A 23,357-nucleotide genomic window follows, 5' to 3' on the forward strand; every position below is an offset into this window, starting at 1 on the left:
CCGCCCACCGGCGCCGGGACCGGCACCTCGCCGGTCAGGGTCGAAGCCACCAAGGGCTGGTGTAGGCAACGGCGAAGTCGTTACACGGGTGACCGGCTGGGCCGGGGGTGCCGTTGGGCTGAGACGGGTCGGAGATCCTGAGAACCACCCAGTCGCCGTCGGACACGTTGAGCGGGACGGTGAAATCGGTGACCTGACCGTTGACGGTGTCGACGATGTCGACGACGGTCGGCGCCGAGGTGCCGGGACGGAGAACCTGAACCCGCAGGGGCTTGCCGTCCCAAGCCGAGCCGCGGTCCAGATCCAGCAGGAACCGGACGTCACCCGAGGCCACGTTGAGCACCCCACCCATACGTACACCGTTAGCCGTGGCGTCTACCCGTAGCCCCGAAACGCGCGTGGCGAAGGAACGGCGGGCCGCCATCGCCTCGAACACCGCGGCGCGGGTGTTCTCCGCGACCCACAGACCGCTGCGACCCTTGCCCTCGTGAAAGCCCCAGGTGGTGCCGTGCTCATCAGTGACGCCGGTCAGAGCCGGCCGCCAACCGGCGTTCAGGCACGCCACCAGCGGTGACGTCATGCCCGACGACCAGCCTTCGAAGAGGAAGTCGTCGGTGCGGTTGAACATCTCCAACCCCACGAGCTGCTCACGGACCGAGGCATTGAAGGAGAAATTGTTGAACCGGCCCGCCTCGCGACCAGGGTGGTTGAAGCTGGCCAGACCCCCTGGCCGGCCGGCAAGCCAGTTGTACAGGCTGCCAGGGCTGCCGGCCCGCAACAGGTCAGCGAAGTCAGAGGTGTTCCAGACGTTGATGTGCCCCTGCAGCGGATGCGACCACTCGAACCCGCGGATCGCGGTGAACTGACCCGGGTCGTTGGCCGCATTGGCCAGGTCACCGGTGGCCCGCCACTCGGACGAGCTGAGGCCGTCAATGGAGAAAAGCGTCGTATGATCGGTCAGCGCGGCCACGTCGAGACCGGCCTCGCGCATCGACGCGAACGCGGCCTCGGCGCTACCGTCACCGTCCGACATGACCGTGTGGTTGTGCATGTCCGCATGGACCAACGTCGTGCCCTGGGTGATCAGGGACGACCGGCCTGCGCCAGCCGCCGCGGTCGGGGCGCCGGCCACCCTCGTGCCGGCCGCCCGCGCCGCGCTCGGCAGCGCGGCCAGCATCAGAGTTCCGCCGGCACCGGCCAGAAGCGCCCGTCGGCCGAAGCCTGCGGGGACGACCTCCACCTGGCCGTACGGCACCACCTCGTCGTCGGATCCATGGTCGTGATGGCAGTGCTGTGGGTGATATCCAGTCATGGGTATATAGGCGTTGATAGACCTAGCTGAGACGTCACACGAAGCCCTCGGTCAGACGAACAATGCAAGGCGTCTCGTGCCGCGCCCGCCTCACCATCGATGGGACCTGGCCCAGCCGGTGTGCGTGTGCGTCGTATGGCAGCCAGCCGTACGGGGGCGGGCCGGGAACAAGGAGCCGAATCGCCGCCCGCCGCCAGGCTGTCCTCCGCCACCGCCGCCTTCGCGACCGGAAGCATCCGCCGGCTGCGAGGCAATTCGCCCCCCTCGGGTGGCCACCTTCATGAGGCCGTTTCGGTGGTGCAGACGCAGCAGCGGGGCGTCGAGCACGATGTCGATGCCGCCGCTGCGCGCGGCGGCGTTGATGTCGGACAGCTCGTCCGGGGTGAGGGCACGGCGGGTGTTGGGCATCCGGCGGGGTTTGCGAACCTTGTGGGCGAGGCTGTCCACGACGGTCAGGTAGCCGTCGATAGTGGCGCGGTCGAGAATTCGACACTACAGCCCCTGCGTCAGCGCCACCCGCTGCTGTGCGACCAGTATCCAGGCAGAGTCGCGGGCTACCTGCGGCTCCACAACATGATCATCGTGTGCGACCACGCCTGGACATCGAAACTGACACGGCGGTCTTCCCACTCATCGCCCCGACGAGCGTCCTGACCCGCATAGCAAAATCCCCGCCCAACGGGACGGGGATCGCTCGAACCATGAAGAGAAATAATTAGAGATGTGGTATTTCCGGGGGTGACTCCAGAGCTTCCGGACTTGATCCCCTTCTTCAGGAAGCCGGTCTCGTCGACGATCAGCACTCCGTCTTCGTGACCAAAGTGCTCGGACACGTAGGCGAACAAGTCATCGCGCACCGCGTCCGGGTCCCACACTGACCGGTTGAGCAGCCGCTGCAACCGATCCGGCGTCGCATCGCCAGCGGCCTCGGCCAAGGTCCAGCCATTCTAGTTTCGGCGAGGGCGGGCGCCGGCGGCGGCCTGTCGCATGAGGGCTTCGATGTCGCTGGCCCGTACCGCGTCGATGCGCCGATCGCCGAGGGCGGCGGCCATGCGCCGCCAGGAGCTGCCGTAGGTGCGTCGGGTTCCCGGGCTCGCCGCGGCGACCACAGCAGGAAGGTACTCGGCGACTGTCGGCACGGCAGGCCGATTACTGCCGGTGAGGCCGGCAGCAGTAACGCCCAGGTGCTCGAGCATCGCTCGGGCGGTGGCGACACGATCGGGATCGGTGGTCATGAGGGCTCTGCGAGGATGCGGGCGTGCAGGTCGGCCAGGACCGCCGCGATGGTGTGTGAGGGGTGCACGACAATGCGGTTCTGGCGGGGCAGGGCGGCCATGAGGACGGGTTCGCCGGTGGCGATACCGCACAGGTGTCGGGCGGCCGCCGGTAGGGCAGTTCCTCGCGAGGACCCACGACGTGCGCGCCATCGACGGCCGGGGTGATCAGGATTGCGCCGGTCACCACGTCGATGTGCAGCGTGAGGCCCGGTGTCCAGCCCAACGCCCGCAGCAGCGCCCGAGCGGTGACCCGGCCGGCGGCGTCGGGTCGGCCCACGTCGAACAGCACGCCATCACCCGTGCGGGCGGCGGGCGCGGGCAGTGTCGGCAGCGGCGCCGGCTCCAGCGATGCGACCGGCAGTGGGGTGGGAACGAGCGCCTCGACGAGCTGCTCATCGGGCCAGCGAGGGCGCAGGCGGCCGAGATTCACCTAGTCCCCCGCCAGCACGAGGGCAAGGGTGTCAGTGCAGGTGACACCGACTCGATGGGTTCGGTGGGCACATATGAGTCGCCGCGGCTCGCGTCTCCCACGCGAGAGAGAGTTGATCTCGCGTGGATATCCACGAAATTTGGTGTCCGAGGGGGGACTTGAACCCCCACGCCCTATACGGGCACTAGCACCTCAAGCTAGCGCGTCTGCCATTCCGCCACCCGGACTTGCTCGTTCAGCCTACCGCGCCGACCCAGATGATCTTGCATCCGAAGGCCGGCCCAGCGGGCCGCACGGGGAGTTACTGTACACGGCGCCCGTGGATCATGCACATCACCCTCCCGTCGCTGCTCACAGCGCCACCCAGGGTCACGAGAGTTGGCGTGTAGCGCGACCCCGGCTAGCGTCGGCGGCCCTGTGACGGCAGCATTGCCCTGTGTCCCATCCCTCTCCTCTGGCCGCCGTACAGCAACGGGCCCTCGCGCTGCGCGCGGCGGGCGACCACGACGCCGCCCGGACGTTGCTCGCGGACGCCGTCGGGTCCGCCCGTCCGCCGTACGGCGAGGATCATCCCGAGACGTTGCACACCGCTCACCTGTTGGCCCGCCTGCATCGCGAGGCCGACGACCCGCTCGCCGCCCGCCGGGTGCTCGAGGAGGCCTTCGCGGCGGGCGAGCGGCGCTGGGACCATTCCGAACCGACGATGCTCGCGCTCGCCTTCGAGCTGGCGGAGGTCGCCGAGGAGTTGGGTAACCGGCACGAGGCCCGCCGCAACTACACCAGGGTCGCCAGCGCCGGCCCCGCGGCGCTCGGGGAGAACCACCCGGTCGTACGCGCCGCCCGTAACTACCTCGGCGCGGGCAGCCCTGCCGCCGAGCAGCCGTACGTCGGGCCGCCGACCTCCGCCACCTCGTCCGACTCCGGGGCCCGGTCGGCGCTCTCCGGCCCGACGCTGTCCCTGGCGACCCTGGCCGCGATGCGCCCGACAACGGACGGTCCGCCACCGCCCGCGTCGCCCTGGGCGCCGCAGCCTTCGCCGACCCCTGCCGGTCCGACGCGGCCCGCGTCGGCCGTCCCCCGGTGCCGGCCGCACGGCCGATGCCGCCCCGCCAGCGGGTCGAGCAGCAGGCGGTCGCACCCCGGCCAGCGGCCGGCCCACCACCTGGGGTGGCCGCCCAGCCCACGCCACACCCGCGGCAGCAGCCTCCACCCGCGCCGCCGCGCCAGCGCACGAACGACGCGCCGATCCGCCCGACCTCCGGCGGGCCGCAGACACCGCCCACGGCCGGACCGCCCGCCACCGCGCAGCGGCCCACCGCGCCGACCTCCGCCGGGCCGCACCCCAGCCCCTGCCAGCGCCGCGGTGGGATGACCCCACGATTCAGGTACGGCAGATCGAGCCCCTGCTGGCCGAGGAGGCGGCTCGGCTCACGGCGGCAGGGCCGAGCGGCGCGACCGGCACGGCAGCAGGTCCGGCACCGTCCGGAGCGATCCCGACGACGAACAGTCCGGCGGGCACGCCCACGCGCCACGCACCCGCGACGCCCGCCACACCGCCGCTGCCGGTCCCCGGGCCGCCCCTGCCCGTGGCGCCGGCCCGCGGACCAGCCGCGCCACCCGGCCGCCCGGTGTCCGCTCCGCCCGGGTACGACCATCCCGTCTCCGGGCCGCCCCACCCGGTGTCCGGGCTGCCCGCCAACCCGGTGTCCGGGCTGCCCGCCAACCCGGTGTCCGGGCTGCCCGCCAACCCGGTGTCCGGACCTCCCGGCCACGCCTACCCCGTGTCCGGTCCCCCGGCCTCGGCGTTCCCGACGTCCGGACCCCCTCACCCGGTGTCCGGCCCTCGGGCCCAGGCGTTCCCGGTCTCTGCACCACCGCACCCCGTGTCCAGTCCCCCGGCCCAGACGTTCCCGACGTCCGCACCACCGCACCCTGTGTCCGGGCCCCCAGACCCGGCGTTCCCGACGTCCGCACCACCGCACCCCGTCTCCGGCCCCCCGGCCCAGACGTTCCCGATGTCCGCACCGCCGTACCCCGTGTCCAGTCCCCCGGCCCAGACGTTGCCGACGTCCGCACCGCCGTACCCCGTGTCCAGTCCCCCGGCCCAGACGTTGCCGACGTCCGCACCGCCGTACCCCGTCTCCGGCCCTCCGGGCTCGGCGTTCCCGGTGTCCGGGCCGCCCGGTCTCCCCGTGTCGGCACCACCTGGGCAGAGCCAGCCCGTCTCCGGGCCGCCTGGCCAGCACTACCCTGTGTCCGCACCACCCGGCCACGGCCAGCCGGTGTCGGCGCCTCCGGTGAGCGCGCCGCCGTGGGGACTGACCGCCCCGCCGTGGAGCAGCAGCGCGCCTCCGCAACCGCTACCCGCGTCGAATGCCGACGCCCCTGGGTTGGCGGACGTCCAGCCCACACCGGTCGCTGAGGACACGCCGGGCTCACCGGCCACCGGTGACGGCCAGGCGGGCGCGCCCGAGCGGCCCGGACCGGGCGCGCTGTCGGCCCGACCCGGCGAAGCGTCAGGTTTCGCGTCCGCGTCGACGGAGGTGTTTCCGGCCGTCGGGCCGTCGACCCCTCAGCTGGGCAGGCCCGACGTCGGAGATCTGGCGACCCCACCCGACTGGGCACCGAACCTCGAACCGGCCCCGACGACGCCTGTCGCCCCGATCCCGACCGAGCACAGCGGACCGGGACCCGTCCCGGGTGGACACGGCGGCCCGGCGTACTTCACCGGCGGGCCTGGCGGCTCGGCGTCGACTCCGGTGGACGATCTGGTGCCGGGCCTGGCCGCGCCCTACGACCCGCCGGTCCCGCCCGCCTACCCGGCCACCGAGCAGTACCCGGCCACCGAGCAGTACCCGGCCGGCCCGCGGTACCCGGCGCAGCACGTCCCGGCCAGCCACGAGGTGTACCCGGGGCAGTACTACCCGCAGGAGGCGTACGCGCCGTCGTACCCCGATGGGACCGGCTCGACGGGCCGCAACCGGGCGACGGTGATCGGCGCGGCGGTGGCCGCCGGGGTTGCCCTGGTGGCGGTCGCGGGCCTGGGCGCGGTGGTGTTGAGCCGTGACGACGCGCCGCCGCCGTCCGGGACACCGGTGACGGTGGCACCGGCGACGACCGGTCCCCCTCCCGGCGACCTGAAGCTGAGCGACGACGCGGTGACGATAACGCTGAGCTGGACGGATCCGTCCGGGGGCACGGTGCCGTTCATGGTCGCGGGTGGGCGGGCCGGGTCGGCGCTCGGGGTGATGGCGACAGTGGAGCCGGGGCGGACCCGCCACACGGTCAACGGGCTCAGCTCCCGGGTGGACTACTGCTTCACGGTGCTGGCCGTCTACTCGACGGACAGCTTCGCCACCTCGGGTCAGGTGTGCACGGATCGTGAGCGGTCGACACCGCCGAGCTGAGCACGCGCCGGCGAGCTGGTCATCGTCGGATTGACGATTGTGGAGCTGAGCTGGGCGTCCGCCGCGCACGCTCGGTATCCACAGGGGTGACGGTGCGGGTTCCCCCGTTCCCGGCCGGGCCATATGATGGCACCCGGCTCAGGGGAGGGGTCGCCGCGAGGCGTACGCCACCTGCCACGACTCAGGGAAGGCAGCCGGCTGTGGCCAGCATCGACGACGCCGAGCGGACCGACGCCCCCCGTTCCCGGTCCCGACTGCGAGGCGGGCTCGTGACGGTGGGCACGGTCACCGCGCTGCTGGCCGCCATGGGGCTGACCGTCCTGGGGTTGGGCGCGGCGGACAACGCGGTGGCCAATTACGACGCGAGTTCCTGGCTGTGGAGCGGGGTGCGCAGCGAACTGGCCCGGGTCAACGGGGTGACGGCCCGGGTGGACACCCGCACCGAGATTCCGGGCGCCCGTCGGCACCCGATGCAGGTCGCCCAGACCGACCGGCTGCTGATCCTGCGGGACCTGCAGACCGGGCAGATCAGTTCACTGGACCTGGCCACGTTGCAGCTCACGGCGACCACGCCGACCACGCCCGGCCTGGGTGTGAGCGTCGCCCTGCACGAGGACGCGGCGTTCGTCGTCGACGCGGTGCAGGGCATCGTGCGGCAGCTCGACCCCCGCTCGTTGAGCCCGGTGGGTGAGCCGGTGCGCTATCCGCCGGGCATCACCGGTGGCGCGTTCGATGGCGAGGGCCGGCTCTGGATCGCGGTGCCCAGCGAGGGCACGGTCTCGGCGGTCACCGCCGCGAAGCTGCCGTCCGCGCCGGCTTCGGCCGCGCCGGCCGGCGGAGGGCTCAGCCCGGAGCGGGTCGAGACGTACGACGTCGCCGACCCCAGCCACGATCTGGTGGTCTCCACGCTGGACGACGGTGTGGCGGTGCTGGACCGGACGGCCGGCCGGCTGCTGCGGGTGCAGCGCGGCGAGGTGCGCCCGACGCCGTTGACGCTGCCCGGCCCCGCGGCGTTGCCGGCCCGCACGTCGGGGCCGCGGGTGCCGGTGACGGTGCCGGCCGAGCGGCAGGTGCTGGTGGTGGGCGACGTCGGTGAGGAGCGGACGTTCACGGTGCCGGGTAGCGGCGACCGGCTGAGCCCGGCGGTGGCGTGGGCCGATCGGTTCTACTGCGCCGACGAGGCCACCGGCACCATCTACTCCTTCGACGCGGGCGGCCAGCTGGTCGACACCATCAAGGGCAAGGCGACCGGGCCGTTGGAGATGGAGGTCCGGGAGAACCACCTGTTCATCAACTCCCCCGACTCGGCGACGGCCCGGGTGGTGGACGACAAGCACCAGGTGCGCGAGGTCGACAAGTACGCCAACGACGTGTTGGGCGGTGACCCGCCGCCCGCCCCCCCGCCGCCGCCTCCGCCGAAGAAGCCCCGGGTGAGCAAGCCGAGCGCGCCGCGCAGCGTCACGGCCGCCGCCGGCAACGCCCAGGCCCGGGTGAGTTGGCGGCCGGCCGCCGCGAACGGCGCGGAGATCATCAAGTACGTCGTGCAGGGCGCCGGTCAGCGCCTGGAGGTGGGCGCCAACCAGCGCGCGGTCGAGGTGAAGGGGTTGACCAACGGCGAGACGTACCGGTTCGCGGTGCACGCCGTGAACGCCAAGGGTGACGGCCCGCCGCGCAGCAGCAACCCGGTCACTCCGACCGCCGCGGTGCCCGATCCGCCGGCCAGCATCACGGCGCAGGAGCGGCCGGACGGCACGGTGGTGGTGAAGTGGCCGGCCGCGAACGCCCAGGGCAACAAGATCGCCAAGTACGCGGTAACGGCCACGTCGGCGGGGACGAACGCGCCGGCCGGCGAGTCGACCAAGACCGAGCTGGTGGTTCCGGCCGGTGAGCTGGAGTACGGGACGCAGTACGCGTTCACCGTCGTGGCGGTCAACGACAAGGGTGCCGGCTCGGGGGCCTCGCCGGTCAGCAACACGGTGGTGCCGTTCGCGGCGCCGGGTCGTCCGCTGGATCTCCAGGCCGGTACGGTCGCCGACCAGCCGGGCGCGGTCACGGTGCAGTGGTCGCCGGCCGAGGCGAACGGCCGGCCGGTGACGAAGTACCAGGTGGACGTCGGTGGCAAGACCACCGAGGTGACCGAGACCCGCACCACCGTGACCGGTCTGGGCAACGGCCAGAACGTCACGGTGAAGGTGAAGGCGGTCAACGAGGCCGGGCCGGGCCCGGAGGCCACCGCCACGGCCCGCACGGTCGCGGCGCCCCGGGTGACGGTGACCGGCTCGTCGGCGACGGCGACGGGAGCGACCGTCACGTTCACCGTGGACGCGGGCGGCGGCCGGGCCACCTGTTCGCTGAGCACGTCGGGTGAGCCGGCGAAGGCCGGGGCGTGTTCCAGCATCACGATGACGGGTCTGACGCCGGGCACGGCGTACTCGTTCACGGTGACGGCGACCAACGCGGCCGGCAAGAACACCGCGACGAGGGCGCAGACGACCCAGCCGCTGTACGGGATCGCGACGTGCAACAACGGCCCGGACGGCGACCAGCGGACCTACTGCAACGCGGAGGTCAACGGCCGCAACGGCAACGAGATCTTCTCGGTGACCCGGCAGGACAACGACAAGCAGGTGGGCTGGGCCAAGCCCGGTCGCCGGCTCCAGGCGTACTGCAAGAAGTCCGGCGAGGACGTCGACTCGTGGATCTACAACGACCAGAAGCGCAGCACCTGGTGGGTGCAGGTCAACTTCGAGGGGAAGAACTACATTCCCTGGGCCTGGCTCAACCTGGAAGGCGGCGACAACATCAACGTCCTGCCCACCTGCTGAACCACCAGGCGAGGAGCACCACCGACCGTGAACACCCACGAGCCGCTCACCCAACCGGAGGTCCAGGGCTTCGCCGCCCTGGCCGCCCGGCTGGCCGAGAACGTCAACGCGGTGGTGCTCGGCAAGCCGCAGGTGGTCCGGCTGGCGCTGACGGCGCTGTTCGCCCAGGGGCACGTGCTGCTGGAGGACGTGCCGGGGGTCGGTAAGACGACGCTGGCACGGGCCATCGCCGCGACGGTGCAGGGTCAGTGGCGGCGCATCCAGTTCACCCCGGACCTGCTCCCGTCGGACGTATCCGGCGTGACGATCTTCAACCAGGCGAGCCGGGAGTTCGAGTTCCACCCGGGGCCGGTGTTCGCCAACATCGTCATCGCCGACGAGATCAACCGGGCGTCGCCGAAGACGCAGTCGGCGCTGCTGGAGGTGATGGAGGAGCACACCGTCACCGTGGACGGGGTCCGACACCCGGTGCCGGCGCCGTTCCTGGTGGTCGCCACCCAGAACCCGGTGGAGATGGACGGCACGTACCGGCTGCCGGAGGCGCAGCTCGACCGTTTCCTCGTGAAGCTGTCCGTCGGCTACCCGGACGAGGCGGTCGAGGTGGAGGTGCTGCGCGGCGCGACGGTCCGCTCCCCCGAGGCGCTCGTCCCGGTCACCGACACGGCGACCGTCGGGGAGATGGTCCGGATGGCGCGCCGGGTGCACATCGCCGAGCCGCTGTACGCGTATGCGGTCCGGCTGGCCGCCGCGACCCGCACCCATCCGCAGGTACGCGTCGGGGTCAGCCCTCGGGGTGTGATCGCGTTGACGCGGGCGGCGTGCTCGTACGCGCTGATCGACGGACGGGGCTGGATCATGCCGGAGGACCTGAAGGCGCTCGCCGAGCCGGTGTTCGCACACCGGCTGCTGCTGACCCCCGACGCGCAGGTGCGCGGGATGACCGCCGCGGAGGTGCTGCGTCAGGCCGTCGCGTCGGTGCCGGTGCCGCTGCCGTCGGGGCAGCCGGCCCCGGTGCAGGGCTGACCGGCAGCAGCGCCATGGGGATCACCGCCCGAGGGGTCGGGCTGCTCGTCGCCGCCGTCGTGTTGCTGGGGACCGGTTTCCGGTTCGCGTACCCCGAGTTGACGTTGCTGGGCGCGGCGGCCGGCGCGGCCGTCGGCTACGCGGCGCTGACGGCGGCCTGGCGGCCCCGGCTGGTGGTCGCGCGCCGGGCCGACCCGGACCGGGTGGCACGCGGCGAGCCGGCGAGCATGACGCTGACGGTCCGCAACGCGGGCCGGCTGCGCTCGGCGAACCTGCTGGCCGAGGACCGGTGCGGGAGCCGCGCGGTGCCGGTGCCGCTGCTGCGCCTACGTCCCGGTCGGGACACCGAGGTCCGCTACGACGTGCCGACCGACCGCCGTGGGGTGGTGGCGGTCGGTCCGCTGCGGGTGACCCGGCGGGACCCGCTGGGGCTGGTGGCGCTCGCCCGACCGTACGGGGAGACGGCACCGGTCTGGGTGCACCCTCGGATCCACCCGCTGTCGGCGGTGCCGACCGGCGCGGGGCGCAGCCTCGACGGCCGGGTGGACGGGGTGCCGCACGGGTCGATCACGTTCGACTCGCTGCGGGAGTACGTGGTCGGCGACGAGCTGCGGCGGGTGCACTGGCGCACGAGCGCCCGGGTCGGCGAGCTGATGGTGCGGGAGAACGTGGACACCAGCCTGCCGAGTCTGGTGGTCCTGCTGGACAATCGGGCGGCCGCGCATTCGCACCGCGCGGGCGGGGTGGCGGAGTCGTTCGAGTCCGCGTGCGAGGCGGCGGCGTCGGTCGTCGTCGCCGCGCACCGCGCGGACCTGCCGGTGCTGTTGCTGCTGGTCGGCCCAGAGTCGATCGAGGGTGGGCCGGCCGGGGTGGGGCCGCTGGACCGGCTCGCCGCCGCCGAGCTGTCCGACTCCGACGACGCCCTGCGCGCCGTCACCACCCGGCTGCGTCAGGACCGGCTCGGCGACACGCTGATCTTCCTGACCGGCCCCGGTGGGCGGGACGGACTGGGCCACGTCGGCGCGCTGCGTGGCGCGTACCCGTCGGTGGTGGTCGGGATGTTCGGCGCGGCGGAGCCGACGCCGGCGGGCGCGGGCGGCCTGGTGGTGGTCGACGCGGTGGACGGCGCGCAGTTCGCCGCCGAGTGGGACGGGGTACGTCGGTGGTGACGGACATCGCGCCGCCGCGCGAGGCGCCGGAGGCGACGGCGGGCGGACCGGGCGCGGCGGGGCGGGTGGTACGCGCGCTGCGGACGGCCGTCGTGCCACTGACGCTCATCGCGCTCATCGCGCTCGCCGGGGTGGTGCTCGGCCGGGTGTACGCGGGCGACCTGCTGACCCGGCTGGTGATCGGCGCGGCGGTGGGTTCGGTGCTGGTCAGCGTGGCCGCCCGGCGCCTGCCGTCGTGGCTGGTGGCGCCGGTGTCGATGGCGGCGTTGGCCGGGTGGACACTGTGGTCGCTGCGCCTGGCCGCCGCCCGCGCCGACCTGCCGGGCAACCTGTTGGACGTGAGCGCGGACGCGGCGCGCAACGGCATTCCCCGCCTGCTCACCGCGATGATCCCGGTGGAGCCCACTCCGGACACGGTGCTGGTGCCGGTGGTGGCGGCCTGGCTCGCCGGTCTGGCCGGGGCGGAGGTGGCGTTGCGCACCGGCCGGGTGTTGCTCGGCTACCTGCCGGCGGCGGGGCTCTACGCGGCGGCCCTCTACGTGGTCGGCCCGAACGCCGAACCGGCGATCGGCGCGACGGTGGCGTTCGTCGCGGTCGCGGCAATCGGGCTGGCCGCGCCGAACGGGTCGCCGTCGGCCGGCGGCGACCCGGCGGCCGGTCTCGCCCCGGGGTACGGGCGGCCGTGCGACTTCGGCTGGCCGTAACGGCGGCGCTCGGCGTCGTCCTGGTGATCGGGCTGGTGGCGCTGCTCGGCCCGGTGGTCGCCGGTCAGGTCGACGGGCGGCCGGTCGACCCGCGCCGCTACGTGGAGCCGCCGCAGGTCGAGACGCTCGACGAGAACCCGCTGATCCGGATCTCGGGGTGGGCGCTGCACCCGGAACAGAAGCTCCTCGACGTGAGCACGTCGGGAACCACCGCTCCGGCCGGCGACGCGGACGACCCGAAGGCGGCCGGGGTGCGGATCCGGTTGGCGGTGCTCAGTGACTACGACGGGATCACCTGGCGGGTCGGCGCGACGTACCGCAACGCGGGGCGGATCCTGCCGGCCACCGCGCCGGCCCGGGACAGCACCGTGCAGACCGTCCGGCAGCAGATCACCGTGGCGGAGCTGACCGGGCGGCTGCTACCGGCCGTGGCGACGCCTCGCGAGGTCAGCGGCGCGCGGGTGGCGTACGACCCGGCGACGGGGACGCTGATCCGGCCGGAGGGGCTGACGCCGGGTCTGCGGTACGAGGTGACGTCGGTCCGGGAGCGCCCGGACAACAACCTGCTGGCGACCGCGAACGTGCCGGCCGGCGAGGAGGTGGCCCGGGTGCTGCGGGTCGCCGACGGTGTGCCGGATCCGCTGCGTCGGCTGGCGACCCAGCTCGCCGAGGAGAACGGCGCCCCGTACGAGCGGGCGGCGGCGATCGAGCAGTTCCTGGCCGAGCACTACCGGGTGGTGGCGGACGCGCCGAGCGGGCACGCGTACCCGAACCTGGCCTTCTTCCTCTTCGGCCCGCGCAACGGTGGCGGGCAGCGGGGAACGTCGGAGCAGTTCGCGGCGGCGTTCGCGGTGCTCGGCCGGCTCTCCGGGCTGCCGACGCGGGTGGTGGTCGGTTTCTCCTCCGGTGGTCAGGGTCCGGTGCGGGCGGGTGACGCGTACGCCTGGCCGGAGGTGCTGTTCGACGGGCTGGGGTGGGTGGCGTTCAACCCGCTGCCCCAACCGGAGAACGAGCCGCGGCCGGTGGAGGAGGATTTCCGCCCCACCCCCGAGGATCCGCCACCGTCGGAGGTGCCCGCGCCCACCGCGGAGCCGAGCGCGTCGCCGGAGCCGGTGGCCGCTGGTGACGGGCCGCCGTCGCGCGGTGGTGTGTCGACGCCGGTGCTGGTTGCGGGCGGCGGCGGGTCGTTGCTGCTGGTGGTGGGGGCGCTGCTGCTCACCCTGCTGGCGATGCGCCGCTCGCTGAGTCGCGGCCGGTTGGTGCGGGGTGACCCCGGCCAGCGCATCGCGGGCGCCTGGCGGGAGGTGACCGACGCGCTGCGGCTGGCCGGTCGGCCGGTCGGCGACGACCTGGCGGCCACCGAGGTGGCCGGACGCGCCCGGCAGGCTCTCACGGACGCCCGTCGCACGGCTGGTTCGCCACCGGAGGTGACGACCGATCCGCCCGTCGACGAACTGGCGACGCTGCTCAACCAGGTGGGGTTCGCCCCGGCACCGCGACGGCCGACCAGGCGGCCCGTGCCGCCGCGGTGGCCACCGCCTACGTGACGACGCTACGGGCGGCCCGCCCCTGGTGGCGTCGCCTGCTCTGGTCCGTCCACCCCGATCCGCTCCGCCGCGCCCGCCGCCTCCGGCGCTGATCAAGAGGTTCGCGTCATCGGTGGACGTCTTTCTGACGCCAACCTCTTGGTCAACTCGGAGACTGTCAGTCGGGGACTGTCAGGTGGTCAGGCGGCGGATGAGTTTGCGCATGCCGGCCTGCCAGCCGTCGGGGTCCTCGGCGCGACGGCGGGCGTAGTCGGCGACCTCCGGGTGCGGAAGGATCAGGAACCGCTCCTCGGCGAGCCCGGCGATCGCCGCGTCGGCGACCTGGTCCGGGGTGAGCACCGCGCCGGAGGCGGTGATCACCCGGGCGCCGAGGTGCCCCTCGGCGATCCCGTCGGCGAGCATCGGGGTGTCCACCCCCTGCGGGCACAGGGCGCTGACCCGGATGCCCCGGTCCCGGTAGGTGATGGCCAGCCACTCGGCGAAGCCCACCGAGGCGTGTTTCGTGGCGGTGTACGCGGCGTCGCCCACCGCGGTCAGCACCCCCGCCGCGGAGCAGGTGTGCAGCAGGTGCCCGCCACCGCGGGCGAGCATGCCGGGCAGCACGGCACGGGCCGAGTAGACGTGGGCGAGCACGTTGACGCGCCACGCCCGGTCCCAGCCCGCGTCGTCGACCTCCACTCCCCCGCCGGTGGTGACTCCGGCGTTGGCGCAGAACAGGTCGATGCGGCCGAACCGCCGTTCGGTGTCGTCGACGAGCGCCCGTACCTGAGCCTCGTCGGTGACGTCGACGGTGGCGGCGTGCGCCACCGGGCCGATGCCCTCGGCCACGGCGCGCGCGGCCTCGGCGTCCAGGTCGGCGACGACCACGGCGGCGGCGCCCTCGGCGGCGAAGCGGCGCGCGAGGGCCGCTCCGATGCCACCGGCCCCGCCGGTGACGACCACGATTCGGTCGGTCAGGTTCACGCGGACGCTCCCGCCGGCTCGGCGCCGAGTTGGGCGATGAGGGTCGTCAGCGCGGCGAGACCCCCGGCGGTCACCTCCGGGGTGGGCAGCAGCGCGAGGATCGGCACGTCCACGCCGGCTTCGGCGTAGCGCCGCGCCTGGGCCCGACACCGCTCGGGTGAGCCGTGCAGCACCAGGGCGTCGACCACCTCGTCGGGCACGGCCGCGCTGGCCGCGCGGCGGTCACCGGCCGCCCACGCCTCCCACATCGGCCCGAGCGTCCCGTCGCGGCCGAGCCAGCGGTGGAACTCGGCGTACGCCGGGACCGTCAGGTAGCTGGTGATCATCCGGCGGCCGAGGGTACGGGCGTACGCGGCGTCCTCGGTGGGGCAGACGAAGATCCGCGCGGCGACCTCGAAGCCGGCCCGGCGCTCGCCCAGCTCGGCCAGGGTTCGCGGCACGTCGTCGGCGCTGAGCCAGTTGAGGATGACTCCGTCGGCCTCGGCGCCGGCCAGCCGGAGCATCCCCGGGCGCAGCGCGGCGAGCAGGATCGGCGGCGGCGCCGTGGGCGGGCGTTCGAGGGTGAACCGGCGCACGGTGAAGGTGTCGTAGACCTCGTCCACCGTCTCACCGCGCAGGGCGGCCCGCAGGAACCGCAGCACGTCCCGGGTACGCCGGAACGGCTCGTCGAACCGCGCCGCGTTCCAGTCCCGCACCAGCACCGGGGAGGACGCGCCGATGCCGAGCGCGAACCGGCCCGGCGCGGCCTCGGCCAGCGCCGCCGCGCTCATCGCGAGCAGCCCGGGCCCACGGGTGAAGACCGGGGTGATCGCGGTGCCCAGCCGTAGCTGCGGCTGCCACGCCGCGGCGAGGGCCAGCGGGGTGAACGCGTCGGTCCCGGCGACCTCGGACGACCACACGTCGGTGAACCCGGATCGCCCGAGGGTCGCGTAGACCCCCTGGTGCTCGGTCAGCGGAACCCCGCCCAACGGCACCGTCATGCCCCATCGATTCGTCACCGATCGATCCTGCCTGGTGACGGCGCCCCTGAGCAAGATCCCCTTAGTGGGCCTAATCGCCGGTTCGCCGCGCCCCGGCCGCCGAAGGTGTTACCACTGCGAGGTGGACCGGAGCACCGGCGCAGGCCGCTGACCATGGGTTCCAGGGCGGCAGGACACCTGGAGCCGGTCCCGGCGGCAGCCGCGCCCGGTCGGGCGACGTTCCTGGAACTCTTCTTCGACCTGGTGTACGTCTTCGCGCTCACCCGGATCTCCGCGCGGGCGTTCGAGGATCTGAGCCGGGAGCCGGCCCGCGACCACGCTGCGGCGGCGATCACCGGCAGCGGCAAGACGCTGCTGTTGCTGCTGGCGCTCTGGTCGGTCTGGCAGGGCACCGCGTGGACGACCAGCCGCTACGACCCGTACCGCGCGCCGTTGCAGATCGTCGTGTTGACGGCGCTCGTGAGCAGCATGGTGATGGGGGTGGCGGTCCCCCGGGCGTTCTCCGAGACGTCGCTCATGTTCGCCACGGCGTACGTGGTCGCGCAGGTGACCCGACCGGTGATCCTGTCGATCGCGTTGGGGCCGCACCCGTACCGCCGGCTGAAGGTGCGCATGGCGGTCGTGTTCGCCGTCACGGGGGTGCTCTGGATCAGCGGGGCGCTGCTGGACACCAACACGCAGGTGGTGCTCTGGTCGGTGGCCCTGGCGGCCGAGTACCTGGCCGCTCGGTGCGGGTGGCCGGTGCCGGGGCTGGGCCGGTCCACGGTCTCGAAGTGGGAGATCGCCGGCGAGCACCTGGCGGAGCGGTACCAGCAGTTCTTCCTGGTGGCGCTCGGCGAGACCATCCTGGTGGCCGGTTTCGCGTACAGCAAGGGCCCGTACGGGTCGGGGCACATGTGGGCGTTCGCGTTCGCGGTGGCCACGTCGATCATGCTGTGGCGGATCTACGTGCAACGCGCCGGGCAGATCCTGGGCGAGGCGGTGCAGATGGCCCGCCACCCCGCCAACATCGGCCGCTCGGCGGCCGACACTCACCTGATCATGGTGATCGGTCTGGCCGCGACGGCGGTCGGCTACGAGCTGGTGATCGAACATCCACTCGGCCATGCCCCGGCGCCGTGGGTGGTCATGGTGCTCGGCGGGCCCGCGCTGTTCCTGGCCGGCCGGGCCCGCTTCGAGTACGAGGTCTTCGGGCGGGTGTCGCCGTCCCGGTGGATCGCCATCGGAGTGCTCGCGGCGGCCGCCGTACCGCTGCTGTTCCTGCCGACGGTGGTCGCCACCGCCGCCGGCACGGTCGTGCTCGGCGGCGTCGCGGTCGCGGACGCCCGCCGGGCGCGCGGCGCGCCGCCGGAGGCCGCCGCGACGCCGTTCTGAGGCACCGGTGTACGCGGCCAGGCCGGTTGGGTCGAGTCTCACCGCCCCTGGCCGGCCGAGGGCCTGGACACACGACCTAGTCTCGGCGGGTGACCTTCTCCCTCGTCGCCCGCTCCGCCGACGGCCGCCGCCACGGCGTCGTCGTGGCCAGCAAGTTCCTCGCCGCCGGAGCGTTGGTGCCGGCGGCCGCGGCAGAGGTCGGCGCGCTGGCCACCCAGGCGCACGTCAACCTCGCCTACCGTCCGCAGGGGCTCGCGTTGTTGCGCACCGGGGTGGCCGCGGCCGAGGTGGTGGCCGGTCTGGTCGCCGCCGACCCCGAGCGGCAGCACCGGCAGCTCGCCGTGGTGGGCGTCAGCGGGCCGGGCGCGAGCTGGACCGGGCCGGCCTGCCACCCCTGGGCGGGCGGGCGCGTCGGCGACGGCTGGGCCGCGCAGGGCAACATCCTGGCCGGCCCCGAGGTGGTCGACGCGATGGGCGAGACGTGGCAGGGCGCCTCGACGCTGCCGTTCGCCGAGCGGTTGGTCGCCGCGCTGCGGGCCGGTGACGAGGCCGGCGGGGACCGGCGCGGCCGGCAGAGCGCCGGCCTGCTGGTGGTCGAGCGCGGCGGTGGGTACGGCGGCACCAGCGACGTGGTCGTCGACCTGCGGGTGGACGACCATCCGGACCCGGTCGCCGAACTCGGTCGGCTGCTGACCGTGCACACCATGCTGTTCAGCCGGCCCGACCCGGCGACCCTGCTCGACCTGAGCGGCGCGGTCGCCGACGAGGTGGCGGCGCTGCTCACCGCGCTGGGTCACCCGGTGGGCGACGCCGGGCCGGAGGCGGCGCTGGTCTCCTGGGCGGGCCTGGAGAACCTGGAGGAGCGCCTGGTGCCGGGGCGGATCGACCCGGTGGTGCTCACCCACCTGCGTGGCGTCGCCCCGCACGTGCCCGCGCCCCGCCAGGGCGCCTGATCACCGGACGCTCGCCGGGTCAACCCTTCACACGGGGTACCAGCCGGTGCACGACGGTCAGCGCCAGGGCCATGACCAACGCCATCGTTCCGGCGATGCCGGCGGCGCTGCCCGCGTACCCGGCGAACAGCGGCCGGCGGGCCAGCTCCTCCGGGCCGGTCCCGCGCAGATCCACCAGCCAGCTGAGCGCCAGCCCGGAGGCGATCAGGGCGAGCACTCCGGCGACACCGAGCACGGCGGCGGCGACGCGGTGCGCGTCGCCGGGCTCGATCTGGGCCTGCTCCCGTTGGGTGATCAGCAGGAGCAGCCCGGCCAGCGCTGCCCAGACACCCACCACCAGGTAGGCGGCGACCGCGTCACTGGGCCGGTGCCAACCGGCGGAGAGGGTGGCCACCCCGGCGACGGCGGCGTAGAGCGCGCCGACGAACGCGCCGACGGCCCGCACCTTGCGGGGCAGGACGAGCATCAGCGCGACCGCCACCGACGCGGCCACGGCGGTGTGCCCACTGGGGAGGCTGTTGCCCACCGCGTCCCGCTCCGGGTCGACGCCGAAGTCGGGGCGGCTCAGCCCGTACTTGAGCAGTTGGGTGGAGACGTTGGCCCCGGCGATGAGCAGGGTCGCGGTGACGGCCAGGGCGATCCGCCCTCGGATGAGCGCGATGAAGCCGATCATCGCGGTGGCGGCGAGCAGCGACACCACCGACATCGCGTTCAGGATCCGGTCCACCGGCCCGTCGATGCGGTCGTGACCGATCTCGTTGCCGGTGAGGGCGACCGTGTCGACCCACTGACCGATCTCGGTGTGCATGGCAACCCGCCACACGGCGAGGAAGGCGGCCGCCTGGACGAGGGCCAGTACGACCAACCAGACCGCGGTCCAACCCCGTGCCGTCGCGCGCATCCGCACACCGTAGCGGCCGGACCGGACCGGCCGGTCGGTGGCCCACCGGCCGGTGGCGGTTAGGTTGTGGCGGGGGTGAGGAGGTGGCGGTGAGCGACACACCGGAACGCGAGTCCGGCCAGGTCGAGCCCGGCGCCGCGCGGGAGTCCGGCCAGGTCGGGCCCGGCCCCGCGCGGGTTGAGTCCCTGGCGGATCTGCTGGGCGGACGGCGGGGCGCGGTCGACGCCACCCTGCCGCCGGTGGCGTTCGCCCTGGGCTGGCTGATCGGCGGCGAGTCGCTGTGGACCGGGGTGGGCGCGGCGCTCGCCGTCGGCGTCGTCGTGGCCGGCGTACGACTGCGACGGGGGACCGGCCGCGCTCGGTGCTGATCGGCCTGCTCGCCGTCTGCGTCGCCGCGCTGATCGCGGTGCGTACCGGCCGGGCCGAGAACTTCTTTCTGATCCAGCTGCTGTCGAACGCCGCGAGCGCCCTGGCGTGGGCCGTCAGCATCGTCGTGCGCTGGCCGCTGCTGGGCGTGCTGGTCGGCGCGGCGCTGGGCCAGCGCGCCCGGTGGCGGAGGGATCCGGCGCTGCTGCGCGGGTACGGCCGGGCCAGTTGGGTGTGGACGGCGACCTACCTGCTGCGGGTGGCAGTGTTCGTCCCGCTCTACCTGAGTGGACAGGTGCTCGCGCTCGTGGTGGCCCGGGTCGCGTTGACCTGGCCGCTGGTCGCGGCGGCGCTGGCCGTGAGCTGGGTGGTGCTGCGCCGATCGCTGCCACCGGAACACCCGGGTTTGCGTCACCCGGTCCCCGCGCTGCCGGACGCCGCACCGCGATTCCGGACATAAAAAGTGGAGAGGCCGCCACGGGGGGAGCGGCCTCTCCGGTGACGTACGTTACTCCGTCAACGTCCTTGGTGTGATCCCGTGACAGCCGGAATTTCTGGGCTTTTTCGCGGCAGTCTTCAGTCCGGGCGGTGGGGTGGGCCGGTCGACCCGCTGCGTTGACCAGATGACCGGCCCACCCCGGCCTGACCGTGGGTGTCAGGCCGTCCGCCGGCCGGGTCCCGTCGTTCCCCCGGACCCGGCCGAACCCCGGGGTGGGCGGGGCACTCCACCCACCCCGGGTTGCTCTCAGCCGTTCGGGAACAACGTCCCGTAGTCGGCGTACGCCATGGCCACATCGGCCTGCGCCCAGAAGCGGTGGTAGTTGAACGTGGGCTCCGGGCCACCGTTCAGGTACGCCTGCACCTTCGGCCAGTCCGGGTCGTTCTTGTAGAACGACCGGATGTCCAGGAAGCTCTTCCCGGCGGCGATGGTGTCGCCGTTGGGCATCTTCCCGGTCCAGCCCGGCGGGACGTAGAGGCCCTGCCCGCTGGAGGCGTCGTAGACGTCGTCGAAGCGCTTGTAGTCGCCACGCGTCTCGGTGGTGGAGACACCCTTCGAGTCACTGGCGGCGTCCAGCGCGTCGAGCAGACCCTTGGCGGTGGTCTTCGCCGCCGCGTTGCCCGACTTGGCCGCGTACGCGATCAGGATCCGGGCGTAGGAGGCGGCGACGCCGACGTCCTGGCCCTTGCTGATCACCTCGACGTGCAGGTTGGTGTTGGGCTGCGGGCTGCTCGGGTTCCAGGTGGTCGGCTGGCCGGTCCACTTCATGTCCGACGGGATCGACCAGTTGGTTCCGACCGTCGTGTTGGCGATCGCCCACGGCACCCACTTGTCCAGCAGCGCCTTGGCCTTCGTGTTGCCGGTCTGCAGGTACAGCTCGGCGATCCGCTGCATCGACCACGCCTGCATGCCGAACCACTGGTTCGACGGCGGGTCGTTGTAGACCGGGTCGACGTCGTAGAACATGCCGTAGAAGGTGCTCGTGCCCGACGGCGGCTGGGCGTAGCTGCCGTCCCAGCTGTTGGTCGCTCCGCCGGCGATGCCGCCCTCGGACGACTGGAGCCAGGTGTAGAACTCCAGCTGCCGGTCGAAGCTCTTGGTCCAGTCGGAGACCGCGGTCGACGACTGCGGCTTGAGCTCCGGCGTGTTGGTCAGCGCCCAGGCCGCGAACGGGTTCTGGTAGCCGAAGTGGTTGTGGCTGGAGCCGATCCGCCAGGACCAGTTCTGGCTGGTGTCGTACGCGCCACCCCAGGCGTAGTACCAGGACAGCAGGTAGTGCGCCGAGTCCCGGCCGCTGCCGGCGGGGCAGGTGCTGGCCCCGACGCAGTTGCCGATCTTCTTGAAGTACTTGTCGAACATCGCGTACCGCAGGTAGTCGCCCATCTTGGCGGCCTTGGCCACGGTCGCGGCGACGTCGGCCTGCTTGCCCTGCGCCTTGGCCCAGGTCAGCGCCCAGTAGGCGGCCTGCACCGCACGGGCGTCGGCGTCCGGGGCGTTGGTGTACTTCCACTGCTTGGCGGGAGCGCCGGTGTCCTTGACGAACAGGTCGAGGTAGCCGTACTGACCGCCGTGCTTGAAGGTGTCACAGGACGGCTGCGGGATGGTCTCCCACACCGACTCCTGGGTGCCCCGCTGGAAGGTGTTGATGTACGCCGGCTTGGTGGTGCCGTCGCCGCAGCGGCCGAAGCCGTACCTGTTGTCGACGTCCATCAGCCAGTGCATCCCGTAGATGTCGCCGGTGCCGTAGGTGGACTGCAACTCCGAGCGCAGCGGGTCCTGCCCGACCGAGATGTTCGGGTTCAGGGCCGACGGGTACTGGCTGGGCAGGTTGTACTCCGCGGCGTACTGCGGGGTGCCGGCCGAGGCAGCGGTGGGCTGGTCGGCGTGCGACGGGATGATGTACTTCTCCATCACCGTCCAGGCGTTGTTGAACGGCGCCCAGTTCTGCGTGACGCGGCCGTACTGGGCCTCCAGCCAGATCCAGAAGCTGAACGCCTCCGAGGTGGTCTCGTGGCCGTGGTCGGGCGCCTCGACGATCAGCGTCTCGACCGAGTGGTACGGCACGCCCTCGGGGCTGAAGTAACCCGAGTTCTTGATCTTGCCGTACTGGTCGAGGAACTTCTTGATGTAGGCGTTGTCGCCGCCGGGGGTGTCGTTGTCGATCTCGGTGGCGGCGACCGCCAGCGAGGCGAGACCGGTGGCGGCGGCGGTGATGGTGGCGCTACCGCCGACGGTGTCGGTGTCCTCGGCCGCGGCGACCGTGACGGTGACCCCGGTGTTCCAGTTGGTGGGGGTCAGCGTGACGGTGGTCGGCGAGACCGTGATGTCGCTGTCGCCCGAGGGGGTCAGGGTGACCGGCACGCTTGTCGTCGGCGCGGCGCTGAGCTTGAGGTTGAAGGTGGACGTGCCACCCTCGTTGACGCTCACCGCGGACGGCGTGGCGACCAGCGTCGGGCCGTTCGCGGCGCCGACGGTGAACGACTTCTCGGCGACCCCGATTCCGTTGGCGTTGTCGTACGCCTTGGCCTGCACGGTGTAGCTGCCGGCCGGCAGGTCCTCCTGGGTGTAGGAGTACGGCGCGGTGGTGTCGGTGTTGATGAGCAGGCCGTTGCGGTAGAACTCGACCTTGCTGATCGTCCCGTCCGGGTCACTGGCGGTCGCGGTCAGCGGCACGTCGGCGGGCGCGGTGAACGGCCCGGAGGGCAGGCTGAGCGTGACGGACGGCGGCTGGTTGGCCGGGGTGCCGTTGCAGGGCGTGCCGTTCAGGGTGAACGAGGTGGGCTTCGGGTTGCTGCCCGTGTGGGAGCCGTTGAAGCCGATGGTGGTGGAGGCCCCGGTGCCGAGGTTGCCGTTGTACGACTCGTTGGTCGCGGTGACCTCGCTGCCGGACTGGCTGTACCGGGCCGACCAGCCCTGCGTGACCCGCTGGCCGCTGTTCGGGAAGGTCCACTTGAGCGACCAGCTGCTGATCGGGTCGCCCAGGTTCTTGATGGTCACGTTGGCCGTGAAGCCGGTGTTCCAGTCGTTGGTCGCGTAGACCACGTCGCAGGCCGGTGCGGCCTGTGCGGCGCCAGCGGGCAGCATCACCCCGCCGACCGCGAGCGCGGCGGCGGCGAGGATCGCCACTCGACGGCGTCGTGCCAGATGTCTCATGTGCGCGGTGTCTCCTCGGACCAGGCCGGGTAATTCCCGGCGAGGCGCCTGCCCGCAGGTGGTGGTGGTACGCGGGGGATTCGAGGCGCCCGGGAAGGTGGTAGCCCCGGGCCCGGCCGGGGTGCGGCGATGCGGCCCGCGCGGGAGGGGGTCCCGCCGGCTCGCTCGGGTGCCGTGACCGGAGGTGGTGCTCCGGCTGCCCTCGGCGGTCCCGCGCCCACGCGATCTGGCTCCTGTCGCGTTGAATCGACAGTGTGCCATGGAAGCGCTCCCACAACAAGCCGAGAGGGGCCGAGAACACCCACTTGTTTCGATCTCGTTTTGGGTCTTTCACAAAGGCGTGACGGGCGTTACAGTCGCAACATCGGTCGATGGGAGCGCTTCCATCGACAAAGGTTCCAACTGGAAGATCGCCGGGACCGTCCTCGTGGCGGGCCCGGGGAACCATCCGAAGGCCGACGGCGGGCCAGCCCG

Annotated in this window: 15 protein-coding genes, 1 tRNA gene and 3 pseudogenes; 9 read left to right on the forward strand and 10 right to left on the reverse strand. The window is 73.0% G+C overall.

Features of this window, described 5'->3' with window-relative positions; translation table 11 throughout:
- Positions 1–34: 34 nt before the first annotated feature.
- The 5 genes and pseudogenes from ACQP0N_RS22130 to ACQP0N_RS22150 form a co-directional block, all read right to left on the reverse strand.
- On the reverse strand, positions 35–1,177 hold the full coding sequence (locus tag ACQP0N_RS22130; protein WP_433113794.1) for a CehA/McbA family metallohydrolase: 1,143 nt from the start codon (positions 1,175–1,177) through the stop codon (positions 35–37).
- Positions 1,178–1,402: 225 nt separating this feature from the next.
- On the reverse strand, positions 1,403–1,759 hold the full coding sequence (locus tag ACQP0N_RS22135; RefSeq protein ID WP_433113796.1) for a hypothetical protein: 357 nt from the start codon (positions 1,757–1,759) through the stop codon (positions 1,403–1,405).
- A gap of 308 nt (positions 1,760–2,067) precedes the next feature.
- Positions 2,068–2,259: pseudogene (locus ACQP0N_RS22140) on the reverse strand (transposase); the annotation flags it as partial.
- Complete coding sequence (locus ACQP0N_RS22145; RefSeq protein ID WP_433113797.1) at positions 2,260–2,547, reverse strand: hypothetical protein; 288 nt, start codon at positions 2,545–2,547, stop codon at positions 2,260–2,262. It lies immediately after the preceding pseudogene.
- A 612-nt stretch (positions 2,548–3,159) separates the two neighbouring features.
- A tRNA-Leu gene (locus ACQP0N_RS22150) sits at positions 3,160–3,246 on the reverse strand.
- 209 nt (positions 3,247–3,455) lie between these two features.
- Here ACQP0N_RS22150 and ACQP0N_RS22155 point away from each other — a divergent pair.
- Positions 3,456–4,391 (forward strand): tetratricopeptide repeat protein, encoded by a 936-nt coding sequence (locus tag ACQP0N_RS22155; protein WP_433113799.1) that lies wholly within the window; start codon positions 3,456–3,458, stop codon positions 4,389–4,391.
- Positions 4,392–4,400: 9 nt separating this feature from the next.
- Here ACQP0N_RS22155 and ACQP0N_RS22160 read toward each other — a convergent pair whose 3' ends face one another.
- Entirely contained in the window at positions 4,401–4,766 is a 366-nt protein-coding gene (locus ACQP0N_RS22160; RefSeq protein ID WP_433113801.1) for a hypothetical protein, read from the reverse strand.
- Between the two features lie 1,012 nt (positions 4,767–5,778).
- Here ACQP0N_RS22160 and ACQP0N_RS22165 point away from each other — a divergent pair.
- From ACQP0N_RS22165 to ACQP0N_RS22185, 5 genes and pseudogenes are all read left to right on the forward strand, one after another.
- The gene (locus ACQP0N_RS22165; RefSeq protein WP_433113803.1) at positions 5,779–6,426 is read left to right on the forward strand and encodes a fibronectin type III domain-containing protein; all 648 of its coding nucleotides are present in this window, start codon (positions 5,779–5,781) and stop codon (positions 6,424–6,426) included.
- A 200-nt stretch (positions 6,427–6,626) separates the two neighbouring features.
- Positions 6,627–9,251, forward strand: coding sequence for a fibronectin type III domain-containing protein (locus ACQP0N_RS22170; RefSeq protein WP_433113805.1), 2,625 nt, complete (start codon positions 6,627–6,629; stop codon positions 9,249–9,251).
- A gap of 27 nt (positions 9,252–9,278) precedes the next feature.
- Positions 9,279–10,274: an AAA family ATPase gene (locus tag ACQP0N_RS22175; protein ID WP_355047659.1), complete on the forward strand. Its 996-nt coding sequence runs from the start codon at positions 9,279–9,281 to the stop codon at positions 10,272–10,274.
- Between the two features lie 14 nt (positions 10,275–10,288).
- On the forward strand, positions 10,289–11,443 hold the full coding sequence (locus tag ACQP0N_RS22180) for a DUF58 domain-containing protein (RefSeq protein ID WP_433113807.1): 1,155 nt from the start codon (positions 10,289–10,291) through the stop codon (positions 11,441–11,443).
- Positions 11,419–13,786, forward strand: a pseudogene (locus ACQP0N_RS22185) (DUF3488 and transglutaminase-like domain-containing protein). Before ACQP0N_RS22180 ends, ACQP0N_RS22185 begins: the two are co-directional and overlap by 25 nt.
- A gap of 79 nt (positions 13,787–13,865) precedes the next feature.
- Here the strand turns inward: ACQP0N_RS22185 and ACQP0N_RS22190 are convergent.
- A complete protein-coding gene (locus ACQP0N_RS22190) occupies positions 13,866–14,657 on the reverse strand; it encodes an SDR family oxidoreductase (protein WP_433113809.1) in 792 nt (263 codons plus the stop codon).
- Positions 14,654–15,637, reverse strand: a complete 984-nt coding sequence (locus ACQP0N_RS22195; RefSeq protein WP_433121742.1) for an LLM class F420-dependent oxidoreductase — start codon at positions 15,635–15,637, stop codon at positions 14,654–14,656. Before ACQP0N_RS22195 ends, ACQP0N_RS22190 begins: the two co-directional genes overlap by 4 nt.
- A 153-nt stretch (positions 15,638–15,790) precedes the next feature.
- Between ACQP0N_RS22195 and ACQP0N_RS22200 the strand changes: the two genes are divergently transcribed.
- Together ACQP0N_RS22200 and ACQP0N_RS22205 are read left to right on the forward strand one after the other, a co-directional pair.
- A complete protein-coding gene (locus ACQP0N_RS22200; protein ID WP_433113811.1) occupies positions 15,791–17,011 on the forward strand; it encodes a low temperature requirement protein A in 1,221 nt (406 codons plus the stop codon).
- A gap of 89 nt (positions 17,012–17,100) precedes the next feature.
- Complete coding sequence (locus tag ACQP0N_RS22205; RefSeq protein WP_433113813.1) at positions 17,101–17,964, forward strand: DUF1028 domain-containing protein; 864 nt, start codon at positions 17,101–17,103, stop codon at positions 17,962–17,964.
- Positions 17,965–17,983: 19 nt separating this feature from the next.
- Here ACQP0N_RS22205 and ACQP0N_RS22210 read toward each other — a convergent pair whose 3' ends face one another.
- Positions 17,984–18,871: a phosphatase PAP2 family protein gene (locus ACQP0N_RS22210; RefSeq protein ID WP_433113815.1), complete on the reverse strand. Its 888-nt coding sequence runs from the start codon at positions 18,869–18,871 to the stop codon at positions 17,984–17,986.
- Between the two features lie 188 nt (positions 18,872–19,059).
- Here ACQP0N_RS22210 and ACQP0N_RS22215 point away from each other — a divergent pair.
- Positions 19,060–19,691: pseudogene (locus tag ACQP0N_RS22215) on the forward strand (DUF3159 domain-containing protein).
- Positions 19,692–19,976: 285 nt separating this feature from the next.
- On the opposite strand, the gene ACQP0N_RS22220 reads toward ACQP0N_RS22215, so the two are convergent.
- Complete coding sequence (locus tag ACQP0N_RS22220) at positions 19,977–22,883, reverse strand: glycoside hydrolase family 48 protein (RefSeq protein WP_433113817.1); 2,907 nt, start codon at positions 22,881–22,883, stop codon at positions 19,977–19,979.
- Positions 22,884–23,357: the final 474 nt, after the last annotated feature.

The sequence above is a fragment of the Micromonospora sp. CA-246542 genome (genome assembly GCF_050942905.1).
GTDB lineage: Bacteria > Actinomycetota > Actinomycetes > Mycobacteriales > Micromonosporaceae > Micromonospora.

What these genes read in the sequence shown, in the direction of transcription:
- ACQP0N_RS22220 (WP_433113817.1), bottom strand. Translation starts at nt 22,883, where the DNA reads ATGAGACATCTGGCACGACGCCGTCGAGTGGCGATCCTCGCCGCCGCC.
- ACQP0N_RS22200 (WP_433113811.1), top strand. Translation starts at nt 15,791, where the DNA reads ATGGGTTCCAGGGCGGCAGGACACCTGGAGCCGGTCCCGGCGGCAGCC.
- ACQP0N_RS22130 (WP_433113794.1), bottom strand. Translation starts at nt 1,177, where the DNA reads ATGCTGGCCGCGCTGCCGAGCGCGGCGCGGGCGGCCGGCACGAGGGTG.
- ACQP0N_RS22180 (WP_433113807.1), top strand. Translation starts at nt 10,289, where the DNA reads ATGGGGATCACCGCCCGAGGGGTCGGGCTGCTCGTCGCCGCCGTCGTG.
- ACQP0N_RS22145 (WP_433113797.1), bottom strand. Translation starts at nt 2,547, where the DNA reads ATGACCACCGATCCCGATCGTGTCGCCACCGCCCGAGCGATGCTCGAG.
- ACQP0N_RS22195 (WP_433121742.1), bottom strand. Translation starts at nt 15,637, where the DNA reads ATGACGGTGCCGTTGGGCGGGGTTCCGCTGACCGAGCACCAGGGGGTC.